Origin of the sequence: Burkholderia reimsis, from assembly GCF_003294055.1 — a bacterium.
Classification (GTDB): domain Bacteria; phylum Pseudomonadota; class Gammaproteobacteria; order Burkholderiales; family Burkholderiaceae; genus Burkholderia; species Burkholderia cepacia.
Genome location: NZ_QMFZ01000018.1, coordinates 127,045 through 140,331, shown reverse-complemented (window position 1 = coordinate 140,331; position 13,287 = coordinate 127,045). Strand labels below are relative to the sequence as shown.

Genomic DNA, 13,287 nt, shown 5'->3' with positions numbered 1-13,287 from the left:
CACGTCGCCGCCTGAATGTCGATGGCGCGGATTCTACCTGTTGCAGGCCGAACAGAGGTGGGCTTTGCCCGGGCCACAACCAGCGACAACAATCCAGGTGAAGCAACCCATTCAACTATCCGGCGACGACGGGGATAAGCGTCCATTCATGTTCGAACCCGGTTGGATTACATTTGCCTGTTCCTGTCGCCACAGGCAGCAGATGGGATCGGCGATTACGTTGACAACAGCATCCGCCGGAGAAGACATTGCATCAACGCGCACCCCTGCGTCTGTCGCATCGCGAAAGTGAATCGTCGGTGGCATCTTCGCCGCGGCAACGGACACTCGTGCGCGAATCCTGGTTCGCCTCGCCTCGGTTTCGCAGGCATCTGCGTCATGATGCAACCGGATACAATTGCGGCCCTACCACAAGTTGCGGGGCGACAAATTGGATTTCGTGAAAGGATTGATCAAGGGACCGCTGCAGGTAACGTTACTGCTTGTCGGCGTGGCCGTTTTCGTACTTGGGTGCGGGACGCCTGACAAGCTCCCAGTGATCGGTGGCTTCCGTTCCGATCATCCCATTCCCATGATGATCCTCGGGGCAGTGCTCACGATCACGGGTATTGGCTGGCACATTGTTCGTACAATGCTGGCTCACAGCGAAATCGTCCATCGCCGAAACGCACACACGTCTAAAGGCCCATTGCTTCCCAAAGCGGCCGACTTCGACATCCGCATTGTCAGCCACCCTGATGGCGCCTACATCGACGAAGACGAACAGAAGTTTCGAGGAACGATCAAACGCGCCGTCCCGGACGGATATGCGATCTGGCTGGTAAGGCGCTGGAAGAGCGCCCCTGACCTTTACTATCCCGAGGGCCGAGCAGATTTGAGACCGATGAGCGGCAGTACGGCCGAACACGAATGGGAGGTCGAGAAGGTCTTCGTGGGCGGAAACCCGGGCGGCAAAGATGCCCGCATTATCGAGATGTGGCTCGTCGGCCCAGACGGACAGATCATGCTTGATGCTGTTAAGAAAGCGAACTCCAAGTACGCCAGTCTGATGTCGCACACGAAAACGCCATGGGAGCAAAAATGGTTAATTGCTCCCCTCGGGCGCTCTACGAGCGATATGGTGCTTGGAACTCGGATCACTCTGACGCGGCGGTAGACCCGAGGCAATGGCACTGACCAGTTCGAAGTTTCGCTGCGGTGAATTCGGGCACCCAAGTCGCCCCCAAAGCTGAATGTAATTCGCGTCACGGAAGGCAGGTGCGCGACGGCGTACCTGCTTTCTTGACCGTCATCTTTTTTTTGCCAGTTATGACGTCCGCAGGCAACCGCGCCGACCGGACGGTCTCCAGTTATGGCGGCTGATAGAGTTCAGCACCAAACCTGCAGCACCACGGGTCAACCGATCATGGATTATCGCGTCAGCTATGAACACAGCCTCAAGGGCGCACCGGACCAGTTCATTGTTCACGTTCCGTCGCAACTCGTGGACAACGTACCGGCCAACGTGCCTCGCGCGCTGCTGCTCGAATTCATCACGGGTCTCATCCTGAAGCGCTCGCCGCAGATCGGGAAAATCCGAAATCTTCGGATTCTGTGACGAAGGAAGTTCGCCAGCTCCCGCCCGGACGCGACAAGGACAACACAGAACAACGGATGATCGAAGCCCGGGATCTCAGGATCATGCCAATACCCGATCTTGACATCTACTACCGCTGCCACACCCGCGACACGACGTCGCTCAGCATTCACGTTGACGGCGTGACAATCTACACGCTCGACGTGCGCGGCAGAATAACGCCAGCGTCCGGCAGGACAGTCGGAGCGTTCAAGAGCGACGACAAACGCTCGCTCGTCGCGTGGATCGATCCCGTATCGGGCGACTTCATAACCAGCGACCCCACGGTCTACGACTCGATTCTCGCCATCCCCGTCCTGACGATGATGTCGGTGGTCGCAACCGCAATGTTCTATCAGGCAGTGTTCGTCGCCGTTCCCGTTGCTGGCGCTGGCGTCATCTGGGCAGCAAGACGCATCATCCGGGGACGCAGGAACAACGCGGAGCTGGCGTCGATGCTGCGCAATGAATTCCAAACTCAAAGCCAAGCCGTCGGTGTCGAATGAGGGCCGGACGATTGTGCCGGGGACTGAAGCCCCAGGGGGTTCGCGGTGGCCCACAGGATCGTGTTCGCTGCGTCAGCCGATCTTCACAATCGACATGTAACCCTGCAATTCCAGCGGCGTCTGGTTCTGCGAGCCCAGCACTTTCGCGAAGCCCATCCACAGCGGGTTACTGCTGCCCCAGTTCGCCTGCACGCCACTCATGCGCAGCGAGCCGAGCACGCCAGAGATCGAGGCACTCCCCACCGGCGCGTCCGGATATTGCTGGACGGCGTTTTGGTACACGCCCGGATATGCGTAGCCCTGACCGGCCGCGAAATACATCTGCGCAGGCAACTGGTACGTGTCCGTTGACACCGCAAGGATCTTCGCGCTACCTAATACCAGATAGACGCCGGAGGGAATAGTGATCGTACCGTCGGCGTTCGCGGTGTACTCGAAGCCATTGGCCGCCGAGACGCCGATTCGGAAATCGAGCTGGTACCAGTTCCCCATGTCGATTCCGCGACCGTTATTGGCTTGTGCGCCGTGGCCGAGTTCGATCGTCAGCACGGGCAGAATGCCCTGCGACGAGGGCAAGCTGGTGAGCTGACTTCCGTCGACTGCCGGCAATCTACCGTTTGCATCGAGCACAACGACATCGCCGGGCACCGTGCCGACTTGCGACTTCGGAATCGCGGCCTCTGCGATAGCCTGGGCGCTTTCAGCGGTCCCTGCGATCGCCTGAAGGCCAGGACCAAGACCAGAGATTGCATCCCCGAGCGCGGTAAGCGCCGAGGAAAGGGTTTGTTGCGGGCTTGTCACGATGTACTCCTTGAGAGGAAGGATGAGCCATAGGATTCGTCCTCTCCCCCTTTCCCTCACGTCACGGACGCGGTACCGCCCACATCGGATTTCGAATTGACGATGCCTCTGGCATTCGTGTGTACACGTCGTCGTATTCGACAGCTTCAGATAAAATCCATCGAATCTTGTGGCAATGAGAATCTGCGATTAACGGAGCCTATGTGGACGTGAGTCAGACCGAAACCTTTTCTGCTCTTTTCTCGCCGGCGGCATTCTCAGAGGTCTTCACGTCGCGGTTCGCCAGAGCACGTAGCAAAGGCATCGACCGGTTGAGCGGATTTCAGTTCGCGCAGCGGTCGGTTGTAGCTCTCACAGTTGCGAGCTACAAGTGTGTGAACGGCTCGTTTCGCTTCTCGCCGTACCTTGAAGCGTTGAAGCTCAAAGGACGAGGTAAAGCTCCTCGCGTGGTTGGAATTCCAACCATCAGGGATCGCGTTGTCCTGCATCAGCTCAATGCGTTCCTGAAGACCGTTTTCCCGGAATGCATTCCAGCAAACATCGCAAACGGGTATGTGCGACAGATAGCGGCCGACATTCCGCTACGCTCACCAACCGAGACGTTTGTCTACGGCGGCGACATCAAGAATTTCTACGATGCGATTCCCCGCGAACGCATGGTCGCAGTACTGGAAAAGCGGGTTACGGTTCCTGCGGCACTGGATCTGATTCGCAGGGCGATTGCCACCCCGACCGTCGCCAAAAATTCTTCTCGCGCCAGGCGGAGCACAGGAGGACCTGCGCGCGGCGTTCCTCAGGGTCTGTCGATCTCGAATCTTCTCGCTGCGATCTACCTGCACTCGGTAGACGCGGAAATGCGTCACGCCTTCAACGTCAATTACTTTCGCTACGTTGACGACATCCTGATCTACGGCGCGCGCAACGACGTTGAGAAAGCAAAGGCATCGCTAAAGGCGCGCTTGCAACGGCGAGGACTGAGCCTGCACGCGGCTGGCTCAGGCAAGGCCCATTTTGCGGCACTGGAACAGCCGTTCGGCTATCTTGGCTATCTGTTCAACTCGCCAACTATTACGGTTCGTGAGTCAACTGTAGAGCGGCTTCTACAGTCACTTTCCGCCCAGTTCAGTAGCTTTTCGCACAACAAGGATCGGCGCCTCGAAAAACACGCCTACCTCAACCTTGAACGCCTGAAAGAGATTTTTCTTCTCGAGCTCAACGACCGGATCACGGGCGCGATCAGCGAGAACCAGCGCTTTGGCTGGATCGCGTTCTTCAGCCAGATCAACGACCTGACGCTTCTTCATCGTCTCGACAACGCGGTAAGCGCCATGTTTGAGCGCCTGCCTGAATTCGATCGCCGTAGCCCCCTCGGATTGAAGCGGTTCGCCCGAGCCTTTTTCGAAATCAAGTATCGACCCGACGGCGGCTACGTGCGCAACTACGACACGAACGACACCCCGGTGCGGATGCTGCAGTTTCTTGTCGAGCGCGGCCGGGTTGCTCCGACTGAAATGCTGACCGACCAGCAGATTGCCAATCGTTACCAGAGTTACCTCGCCCGAGCGTTGGCCGCCATGCATGCCGACGAAGGCTTCGCATACTAGGGAAGTCGGCTATACTTTTTGCGCGCGACACCTACCGCCGTTAGGTGGTACCTCGGGCCCTGGGCCACGAGCGGAAGTGCTCCATTTTCGGCTTCATGCCGATTCCCGTTTCCCCGGGAACCTCGTTCGGACGCTGCTGTATGCGTTGTCGGGCGAGTGGATATTGCCTGATCCTCAAGGTGTCGCGCCTTCCTGACGAGGCGCGAGTGAGAGATACACTAGAACGACTAAAAACGACCATCTGGATCACTGCAGGTGCCCGATATAACGCGTCCAGGCGGCTATCGCTCCGAGACTCGTTTTCGACCGTCAGCCTTGCCATGTTCTCGGTGGTGACGATCGGTCTGGCCATCGTTCAGAAGATCTACTTTGTGGCAGACTCGCCTGCCGATAAATATGGCACTGTACTGGGCGTGACCCTCGGCGCGTTCCTTCTGGCCGTCAGCCTTCTGGAGGCGGGAAAGGGCAACGCCCTTTTGGCAGATGCCTTGCACCGAAACGCGGAAGAACTCACAGCGCTTACAAAGCGCATTGATTTGCGAATCTCCGCACACGATGCCGGCCGACTGTTGACTGAAGCGGATTTGATCGGGTTCAACGAGGACTATGAGTCCATCAAGGCTCGCTGCGTCACGAACCACGCACCCAAGGACTATCTGCTCTTCATCGGTGAGAAGCGCATGGCACCGGAGTTTGCGAAAAAGGACGGAACTCCCCCCGTGAATGGGTGGCAGTATCGTTGCCGACACACATGGTGGCTTCTGTCGAGCGTCTGGTACTTCATTTTGCTGTGGCTTACGATCGCCTACCTATGCTACGAAAACTGGGCCCAGTACACGCGATGAGCGTACAACTCGCCGTCCAAAGCCGCGTCGTACCAGCGTCGCAGGCCCGTCGATGATAAACGCTCTTCCTCTCGCGCTCGCTTTGTACTGGCTGCTCGAATATGTGGTCAGGCGCGCAAGTTACTGTGCTGAAATGGAGCCCGCCACGTTTCAACCACCGTGGCAAACGGGATGCGAATGGGCCATTGTGATTAGCCCGGGATTCTGGCTTTCGCATTATTTCAAGAGCCGCATTCAACATTTCGCCGGCGCCAACGCCGTGTCGGCCAGAAGAACCCTGATCACGCGAAGCAATTGGCTCAACGTGTTGGTCAGTATGATATTTCTGATTCTGGGCCTCCTTACGACGCTTGCGGCGCGCGGGACATTCGGCTGGTCGCTCGTCGCCGATCTCGTCGTGGTGCGCTACATTTCCCGCACCACCGAGATCGGCTATGCGTTTGGACGGGACGTCATGACGCCCCCTGACAACAGGAGCGGCCTCGACAAGCATGCACGGCTTACGCTTGCACTGCGTAGTTACGTTGAACTGTTCCTGCTTGCTATGCCGGTCTATCTCCTCTGCGTGCCGCACTACGGGACCGTGCTCAGGGCTCTGACGCTCTCGCTGTCGGTCGGCACCCTCACCAATGTTGGATACGGGTTGCCGCTGGACCAGCACGGATATCGAGCGCTACTTGTTTTCCCGCAAGTGATCGCGACGCTCAGCCTGGTATTGCTCAGTCTCGCCTCCTATATTTCCCGGCCAGAGCCGAAATCGACTCCCGAGGCGGACGCGGAGCCAAAATGACCATGTCGTTTTACATCGATGAAAGCGGTCACAGTGGCGACCTCGTCAAGACCGGCAATGCATACGATTTTCTTGACCAGCCGTACTTCTCACTGGCTTGCGTTGGCGTTGAAGACGAGCAGCGACTCATGCACCTGGTCGGTGAATTGAAGACCCGGCATCGGTTGCCGCCAGGTGAGATCAAATCAAAAGGGCTGGTGAGCAAACCAGCGTTCGTTGCCGATCTTATCGAAACGATTCTACGAGAGCATTTGCCTGTATTCGTTGAAGTGGTCGACAAGCGATACTTCGTCTGCATTCAGCTCGTCGTCAACCAACTCCTGTCGCCGGTTCTGGGCTACGGACATGATCCCAAGTCCGACTATCTGCGCAACACACTGGTGGATTTCCTCTTCGACTATGTTCCCGACCCCGTCCTTGATCGGTTCGTCGAGTCTTGCATCGCGCCGTCCGATCATTCGCTAATGAGCGCGTTCGGCAGCCAGATGCGTTTTGCATGGATTCTTCGGCAAAACCCTCAGATGGCGGATTTCGGACTAACTGTCGAGCAGATGGTGCGAGACGCCATCGTGGAATACAAGGAAATGCGAGTTGAGGATTCTGACGCCTATCTCCGGTTCCTGCCCCCGCCGGATCTCAATAAGCACGGCAAGAACGTATGGATGCTGCCGAACCTCACTTCGCTCACGAACATCTACGCCCGAATTAACCTCTTCCGCAAGCAGCGACTTGCCGGTGTGCGTATGGTGCACGACCAGCAGCTTGAGCTCGAACAGATCCTGCGCAACGCAAAGCAGAGTGCCGAGGCAATGAAAGAATTCGGCACTGTGCCGCACATCCCATTTGCAGACTACTTTTTCAGCCAATCAGCGTCGATGGAATTCGCTCACTCCCACGAATCAATCGGCATCCAGGTCGCTGACGTTATCGCGGGTACAACGATGCGCTACTACCGCTCGCTGCACTCCAATCCGACCGCCATCCCGGCAGAGATTTCGCGCGGAATGAAGGCCCTGCGCGACTCGGGCGACCCACGAACCGGTCATGGGATTAACCAGGTTGTGCCGACACGAATGGCACTTTAAGACAAGCCCATCATGCAGACAACCGAACACGCGTCGCTCGCCTCATTGCGGGACAATTTGCTTACCTTGACAGGAAGGTCACGATTCAGCAAGGTGAGCTGGCCGGGTGGCGACACATTGAATACGTGAGCGCGAGTGACATTGGCGCACGACGCCCGCACGCCACAGCGCATGTATGCCTCATGGCTATTGACCAATTGTGAAAATGGATATTGCCGCCCTGCGTGACATCCTGCGTCCGATCATCGGAGACCTCAAAGATCGCTGCACCCATGACACGCTCCCGGCCTTCTGCGTGGATCTCGGCATGCCGGTCGTTGATGCCGGCGGATCGAAACGTGACCAGCTCCATGCAAGCTTTGACGCCCAGCGGGACGCCGATCTTCCTGAAACGGCGTATCGGGTGATCGAACGCGGCTACGTCAGCGCCACCACGCGAAATCGTATCCAGGACCTGCTGTGGATGGACGATCGCTGCCCTGCAATTCCGCTTCGCTTTCGCCGTGAACTCGCCCGATCACTTCAACCGTTACCACGGTACGGTGATGCACGGCGCTTCAATGACCTGCTGCAAAGGTTGTGGATTATTGAGTCCGACCCGTGGGCCAGCCTTTTGGAGCGACAGGATGACAGCCTGGCAGCCGAGATCGATCGACACGTCTTTCGCAACCCGGACGACTGGACGGTCGACTATCTGTTTGAGCAGTTAGGAGCCTACGACGCGTCCGACCCGCGATTCGTGCGATTCATCGAGGGTATGGCAACGGGAGAGGTCAGGCCCGACATCGCCGATCAGCAAGAATTCGTCGAATGCGCCAATCAGGTGTTAAGCCAGTGCGGCGCGCAACTCAGAGAGACCGGGATCAAGGGCGGGTATCCCGAATATTCACTGGTATCGCTGTATGGCCCGTCGGGCAACCGCCCCAAGAACATCATCTTTGCCTCCGCGTGCAAGCCTGATCTGCGCTTTCGGGATGCGATCAATAACGACATTGAGATCGTCACGAACGCGGATCAGGTGCTCGTCTATGACCGGCCTATCGGAAATGACGGTCTGAGCTGGCAGGCACTTCAAGCATGGTGGAGCGAGCTGCAAGAGATCGAAAACGATGACGCGGCCAAAAGCTCCTTGTACAGGCGACTCAGAAGCGTCCTTCCTGAGAACTCGCCCCCTCAACGTCTGCTGTTCATCTCCTTTTTCAAGGCATTTGGCAAAGCGGTGCCGCGCCTTCCCGCGCTGCTTCCCGAGGTATGGTTGCACTGGGACCCGCAAACCGTGCGAGAGCGAGGCGCAGACGCACTTTTGCGCTTTCGCATGGACTTCCTACTGCTGTTTCCTCACGGCATCCGAGTCGTGATTGAGGTGGATGGCTTGCATCACTACGGTGACCCCGATACCCGTCGGGCGGATGCGCACCGCTATGCGCAGATGGCTGCGGCAGACCGGGACCTGAAACTAGCCGGATACGAGGTTTATCGATTCGGCACGGCGGAGTTGCTTGGAAATAGCGCACAAGCAAACGCAGTATCGTTTTTTCACAAGCTCTTCAGGCGATATAACCTTACGTGGTAAGGACCATCGTCGACAACGAGCGACAATCCACCGAACTCATTCCTTGCGGACGTGCGTGAGCCGCTGAGCAAGCCCGGGCGTTGGCCAGGGCCACTTTGGGTTAGGGTTAGGCCAAGCCCCAGCCGGCCGTCGGATCGAAGCCTTCAGCGAGAATGGCCATCAGTTGGCCGTAGAGGGTGCGCAGCTCAGCAAAGGTGATATTGGAACGACCCGGCCCCATCGCCGCGGGCGTAGCATCCAACGCATCGGGCCAGCGACGCTTATCCACCTCGGGCATGGCTTCCTTCGCGAGCTCAAGCAGTTGGTTAAAGTTTTTCGCGATCGCGACGGTAACGTAGACGTCGGCATCTTTCGCCGACAGCTTGGGTGCTGAGTCCAGCGCAACCTTGATTTGGTTGTAAAGCTGATCCGGTGCAACAGCCATTGGCTCTCTCCTCGGTGATCCCGCGAATGTGCGGCCAACCTAGCTGGAGGCGTTCCCCAAGTTTTCAAGCAGCGGGTCTCCATACCTGACGTTTCCTGCTACGATCTGCCGACAGGGCAGTTGAGGCGCCAGGCAGATCTAGAGATTCCGACTTCACAGAAGGAGCAGGGTCATGACCAATCGCGTACTGATATTTGCCAATACACCTTGGGAGGCGGACGCACTCACCGCGGTCTTCAGTAACGGGCAGGCTCGCCCTCCGACAAGAGACGAGCCTACACGGCCACTGTTCGATTCTTACTTCTTCCCTTCAAAACTTGATGCACTTCCGGCCGTCGACATGCCTGGGAGCGCGAAGCCCGTCTACGCCCGGCTCGCCTATACCAATGTCGAGGTATGGTGCGTCACTGATCTGACGCTCGGGAAATACGGGTCCCGAGAAAAGGCAAACGCCCTCAAGATCGTCGCCGATAGCCGATCTGCTCCGAAACTCGTCGTTGCCTTTGGAACAGCGGCGTATCCCGATCCACACATTTACGACGGATGTGTTGTCGTCGGCTCGAATGTCTTCAACTTCGATCCGAAAGTCGATGGCCTTGATCCGGCCGATCAGTGGATTGATCGGTCGATCGGGAGCCTGCAGGACAACTCGAAGCAATCAATCAATGACAACATTTTCCAGCAATTGAGAGGAAGGTTGCGTCTCCCTATTGAAAGCCGGTTTCTCTCGCCACCAATCTCGGGGGTGCGCGCACCTTTTCTGCTCGCCTCGGCCAGCTATGTCGCCGTCAGCGATGTGAACGTTGCCCACGTCGATGATTACGCGTGGGCCGATCGAGACGCAATTCAGGCGCTGACGAGAGACCACCCGCGGTCGACGCCAGGATCGGTCGAGACGACGCACGGCATCATTCACGCTTCCGTGAAATCCGACCAGTTCCTCTTCGTGTCGGCCATCGCCAACCGGCTCGGATATTTCAATATGGAAGTGGCGCCACGCAACTACGCGCAGGACTTCGCCGTTGCTCACAATGCCGCAGTCGCGCTCGCCTGGTTACTTCCCCAGATTCTTGCGACGTTGACCTGACTGGCAGCGATACGGCCGCGAGGATTGCACTGAAGCTATCCTCGTGGCGACAGGCCCCCTGGTTCGCGCCCTATGTGATTGCGGGCGCAGTCTTGCAGAGCAACGCTTGACTTGCCGCGAAACCGACCATTGAGTGGCGCAAGCGCGGTCACCGGCCGCTCGATCAGACTCGCCGCCCTGTACATCCGTCGTCACGAATTCGGCTTTGCGCCCCCGACTGTCAAATCATCATCGAAGTCGCGCCCTTCCCCTCTTCTCGGGAGTGCGCCAGCTCCTGTTGAGCCTGCACGTGCCCCTAGCCGGCGGCGCGCGCGTACCAGTAAGCGGCGTTGCGCGACGACTGCTGGACGCCTTCGCCATTGGCGTAGCGCCCGGCGAGATTGAATTGCGCCTGCGCATCGCCCGCCGTAGCACGCAGCGACAAATCGTGAGCATCCTGATAATCGGACATGATAGAGATCCCGTTGTTGAGATGAAAGCCCATTCGAAAATCGACGGGCAATGCTCAAGTATGCGTAATGGGTTCGCTTCGCCGAAGCGCACGAGCCGCATCGCACAACGAATGCAGCGGCGAACCGAATTGAGATGAGGTACGAGGGATCGCGACGCTGCCCCACGTGTTGACGCGGGTCATGTGATGGAGCTGAGCGGTAAGAATTGGACGAGATGGAATCACGACAACGGATTCACATCCGACTACTGGAGCGATCCAACAGTAATAGTGACGTATGTCTGGCTGACATCGCGGATTGCGTCACACATCAATTCCCATGTTTTAGTCGACTGTCACGTATGCACGTCCCTGCTGGGCTTGGTGGCCCATCAGGAACGGCTCGTATCGTCCTGCTCTAAAGAAAGTATCCCGGGATTGGCCTCTAGCCAAGTCCCGGTTAATCGAGTTTATATCCACCTCCGGCACACGCCTCCGGTTGCTATAAACTCTAAAAGAATGCTGGTGAGGGGTTGTAAATTCCCCTCACCAGTGAAGAAGGAAGAGATTACATCCGCCTCGCGGCTACTATAATCTCTTTAATAGATCGCTTCGCTTCGCTCGCTCACTACACACAAACCCTCCGTAGGTTCCCTCACGCAATTTGCGTGAGAGAGAAGGTGATGCAACCGCATCACCCGACCTATATGATTGGTAGTTGATACGATAAAAATTTACTTCGAGTTACGAATTACTTCTGTACAAACTATCGGGCGTGAACGCCCTATCGTCTGGACAGAAGTAATTCGTTGTGTGTTTCAGCATTTCTCCCGAAGGGAAAATCACTGACGTTGCACAAAGGTTGCTCGCACAACGACACTGCGTGCGATGCGCCCTATAAAAGCACGCACAACCCTCACCAGGAACGCGTGGGGCGGCGCCGGACACTCGCATGCTGGCCGGTCGGGGCGTGACGCACCTAATCGGCCCGTAGCGCCGTTCCAGCCACCGGCCGCACCCTTGATTACCCGATCGTCACGAACCGCCTGGAAGGGCTATATTGGGGCCGCATCGATATCGACCGATGTTGCCCTCGGCTGCCAGTCACGACGTTGGCACAACCCTCAGCCCGCGCGCCTTGTCAAAGCGCTCGATGTACAGGCGGTTCAACCGGCTCGCCTCGGATTGCGCGCATCCGAGGAATTTGCGGATCGATACGAGATTGCGCTTCAGACGCCCTGCCACAACGGCCTCGTGGATCTCCGCGATCCGGCGGTCGTCATCCGACATGAGGGGATCGGGACAGGCGTCGCTCGCGACCAGCTCTCCCTCGGCAACGGTCGCGACGTGAGTCGCGGATGGCTCGACACGACCCGCTAGGCGCGCTTTCGGTATCGGTGCGACTACTTCCAGTCGCGACGCAGTCGCATTTCGGTCGGATGCGACTACTGGACGACTGAAGGCGACCGGGGGAGGTTCGACAAGGGCAGCCTGCGTCGCGTCCCGATCATCGCGACCATCTTGCGACAGTTCCGGCATCGGCACGATCGCCTGCGACTCCAACGTGGTCGCATTCCGGTCGTCTGCGACTGCCGCGCGACGAGTCGCGACTGCCCCCAGTCCCACGAAGTACCAGCAGTAGCATGCCGTACCTTCAAGCACGACTACCAGCACGAAATTCATCAGCAGGTCCAGTCGCGCTTCGGTCGTACCGAGCCACGGTGCGACCAGCGCAGTACCGGGCTCGGCGCGGCGCGACTCACGCAGCTCCTGCGCGCGACTAACCTGGTCGCGCCGCCAGTCCTGCTCAGCCGCGCTACGTTTCGCCTCATTCGCCTCGGCATCAAGCAACGCGAGCTGCGCCGAAAGCTCCGCCTTGCGCATATGCAAAGACCGGCACTCGCCCACGCAGCGACGAGCGTCGACATGTGCCAGATCGATGCTGGCCTTCGCGATGTCCTGCTCGATTACCATCAGGTTACGACCTTCGGGCCCGGTCGCGACCGAAGGTACCGCGACGACGGCAACCGTCTGCGCCCGCTCGTCAGCGGCATGCAGATTTGCAAACGCCAGCACGTCCACCTGCCCCCTCAGCACGCCGCCCACGGCGAGCAGCCACAGGACAGCCAGCACGACGCGGGCTCGCGTCGGCGCGAACCGCCAGAGCATCGGCGCGAGATACATGCAGAGCGCCGCCACGAGCGACGTTGCAACGGTACAAATTTGCTCCGTCACCGTACCGGCACGAAGCATCCCTGCGTACACGTTGATCCCCAGCGAGATAGCGGAGGCGAACAACGCCGCCGCCAACGCGATCGTCCACATCACGCGCGGCATCGCGACGGCAGTGCCGTTGCTCGTGTCCGGCAGATCATCCGCCACCGGCTTGTGATTGATTTTGTTCATCGTTCTGTTCCTTCCCGTGCGACAGCCGCACGATGAAGCTTCTTGGTGCGTCACCTGGCCCTTCAGTGCATCCGCAGCAGTTCGTAGCACGCTATCGCGCTTGCCGCGCTGGCCTGACGAT

The 13,287-nt window shown here is 58.3% G+C and carries 13 protein-coding genes; 9 read left to right on the top strand and 4 right to left on the bottom strand.

What is annotated here, in order from left to right; all coding sequences use genetic code 11:
* Positions 1–439 precede the first annotated feature (439 nt).
* The 3 genes from DPV79_RS21355 to DPV79_RS21345 all read left to right on the top strand — a co-directional run bounded on the left by DPV79_RS21355 (position 440) and on the right by DPV79_RS21345 (position 2,121).
* Positions 440–1,156 (top strand): hypothetical protein, encoded by a 717-nt coding sequence (locus DPV79_RS21355; protein ID WP_165843543.1) that lies wholly within the window; start codon positions 440–442, stop codon positions 1,154–1,156.
* 249 nt (positions 1,157–1,405) lie between these two features.
* A complete protein-coding gene (locus DPV79_RS21350; protein WP_113046401.1) occupies positions 1,406–1,597 on the top strand; it encodes a hypothetical protein in 192 nt (63 codons plus the stop codon).
* Positions 1,594–2,121 carry a hypothetical protein gene (locus tag DPV79_RS21345; RefSeq protein ID WP_113046400.1) on the top strand — a complete coding sequence of 176 codons (528 nt, stop codon included), beginning with the start codon at positions 1,594–1,596 and terminating at the stop codon, positions 2,119–2,121. The genes DPV79_RS21350 and DPV79_RS21345 overlap by 4 nt, the downstream gene beginning before the upstream one ends.
* 72 nt (positions 2,122–2,193) lie before the next feature.
* On the opposite strand, the gene DPV79_RS21340 is transcribed toward DPV79_RS21345, so the two are convergent.
* Positions 2,194–2,922: a hypothetical protein gene (locus DPV79_RS21340; protein ID WP_133295695.1), complete on the bottom strand. Its 729-nt coding sequence runs from the start codon at positions 2,920–2,922 to the stop codon at positions 2,194–2,196.
* Positions 2,923–3,131: 209 nt separating this feature from the next.
* Here DPV79_RS21340 and DPV79_RS21335 point away from each other — a divergent pair, with 209 nt between their 5' ends.
* The 5 genes from DPV79_RS21335 to DPV79_RS21315 all read left to right on the top strand — a co-directional run bounded on the left by DPV79_RS21335 (position 3,132) and on the right by DPV79_RS21315 (position 8,819).
* The gene (locus tag DPV79_RS21335) at positions 3,132–4,526 is read left to right on the top strand and encodes a reverse transcriptase domain-containing protein (RefSeq protein ID WP_113046420.1); all 1,395 of its coding nucleotides are present in this window, start codon (positions 3,132–3,134) and stop codon (positions 4,524–4,526) included.
* Between the two features lie 95 nt (positions 4,527–4,621).
* Positions 4,622–5,371, top strand: a complete 750-nt coding sequence (locus tag DPV79_RS21330; protein WP_133295694.1) for an SLATT domain-containing protein — start codon at positions 4,622–4,624, stop codon at positions 5,369–5,371.
* A gap of 52 nt (positions 5,372–5,423) precedes the next feature.
* Entirely contained in the window at positions 5,424–6,161 is a 738-nt protein-coding gene (locus DPV79_RS21325) for a hypothetical protein (protein ID WP_133295693.1), read from the top strand.
* Positions 6,158–7,246, top strand: a complete 1,089-nt coding sequence (locus DPV79_RS21320; RefSeq protein ID WP_113046396.1) for a DUF3800 domain-containing protein — start codon at positions 6,158–6,160, stop codon at positions 7,244–7,246. Before DPV79_RS21325 ends, DPV79_RS21320 begins: the two co-directional genes overlap by 4 nt.
* Before the next feature lie 205 nt (positions 7,247–7,451).
* Positions 7,452–8,819: an AbiJ-related protein gene (locus DPV79_RS21315; RefSeq protein ID WP_113046395.1), complete on the top strand. Its 1,368-nt coding sequence runs from the start codon at positions 7,452–7,454 to the stop codon at positions 8,817–8,819.
* Positions 8,820–8,925: 106 nt separating this feature from the next.
* Here the strand turns inward: DPV79_RS21315 and DPV79_RS21310 are convergent, their stop codons facing one another.
* Positions 8,926–9,243 carry a hypothetical protein gene (locus DPV79_RS21310; RefSeq protein ID WP_113046394.1) on the bottom strand — a complete coding sequence of 106 codons (318 nt, stop codon included), beginning with the start codon at positions 9,241–9,243 and terminating at the stop codon, positions 8,926–8,928.
* 172 nt (positions 9,244–9,415) lie between these two features.
* Here DPV79_RS21310 and DPV79_RS21305 point away from each other — a divergent pair, with 172 nt between their 5' ends.
* Positions 9,416–10,330, top strand: coding sequence for a hypothetical protein (locus tag DPV79_RS21305; RefSeq protein WP_133295692.1), 915 nt, complete (start codon positions 9,416–9,418; stop codon positions 10,328–10,330).
* Between the two features lie 295 nt (positions 10,331–10,625).
* Here the strand turns inward: DPV79_RS21305 and DPV79_RS21300 are convergent, their stop codons facing one another.
* Positions 10,626–10,814 (bottom strand): SEL1-like repeat protein, encoded by a 189-nt coding sequence (locus DPV79_RS21300; RefSeq protein WP_113046392.1) that lies wholly within the window; start codon positions 10,812–10,814, stop codon positions 10,626–10,628.
* 1,050 nt (positions 10,815–11,864) lie between these two features.
* On the bottom strand, positions 11,865–13,166 hold the full coding sequence (locus tag DPV79_RS21295) for a hypothetical protein (protein ID WP_113046391.1): 1,302 nt from the start codon (positions 13,164–13,166) through the stop codon (positions 11,865–11,867).
* Positions 13,167–13,287 lie beyond the last annotated feature (121 nt).

Excerpts from the sequence above, each read along its gene's own strand:
- DPV79_RS21325 (WP_133295693.1), top strand. The coding sequence starts at position 5,424 with ATGATAAACGCTCTTCCTCTCGCGCTCGCTTTGTACTGGCTGCTCGAA.
- DPV79_RS21305 (WP_133295692.1), top strand. The coding sequence starts at position 9,416 with ATGACCAATCGCGTACTGATATTTGCCAATACACCTTGGGAGGCGGAC.
- DPV79_RS21310 (WP_113046394.1), bottom strand. The coding sequence starts at position 9,243 with ATGGCTGTTGCACCGGATCAGCTTTACAACCAAATCAAGGTTGCGCTG.
- DPV79_RS21350 (WP_113046401.1), top strand. The coding sequence starts at position 1,406 with ATGGATTATCGCGTCAGCTATGAACACAGCCTCAAGGGCGCACCGGAC.
- DPV79_RS21315 (WP_113046395.1), top strand. The coding sequence starts at position 7,452 with ATGGATATTGCCGCCCTGCGTGACATCCTGCGTCCGATCATCGGAGAC.
- DPV79_RS21320 (WP_113046396.1), top strand. The coding sequence starts at position 6,158 with ATGACCATGTCGTTTTACATCGATGAAAGCGGTCACAGTGGCGACCTC.
- DPV79_RS21330 (WP_133295694.1), top strand. The coding sequence starts at position 4,622 with ATGCCGATTCCCGTTTCCCCGGGAACCTCGTTCGGACGCTGCTGTATG.
- DPV79_RS21300 (WP_113046392.1), bottom strand. The coding sequence starts at position 10,814 with ATGGGCTTTCATCTCAACAACGGGATCTCTATCATGTCCGATTATCAG.
- DPV79_RS21295 (WP_113046391.1), bottom strand. The coding sequence starts at position 13,166 with ATGAACAAAATCAATCACAAGCCGGTGGCGGATGATCTGCCGGACACG.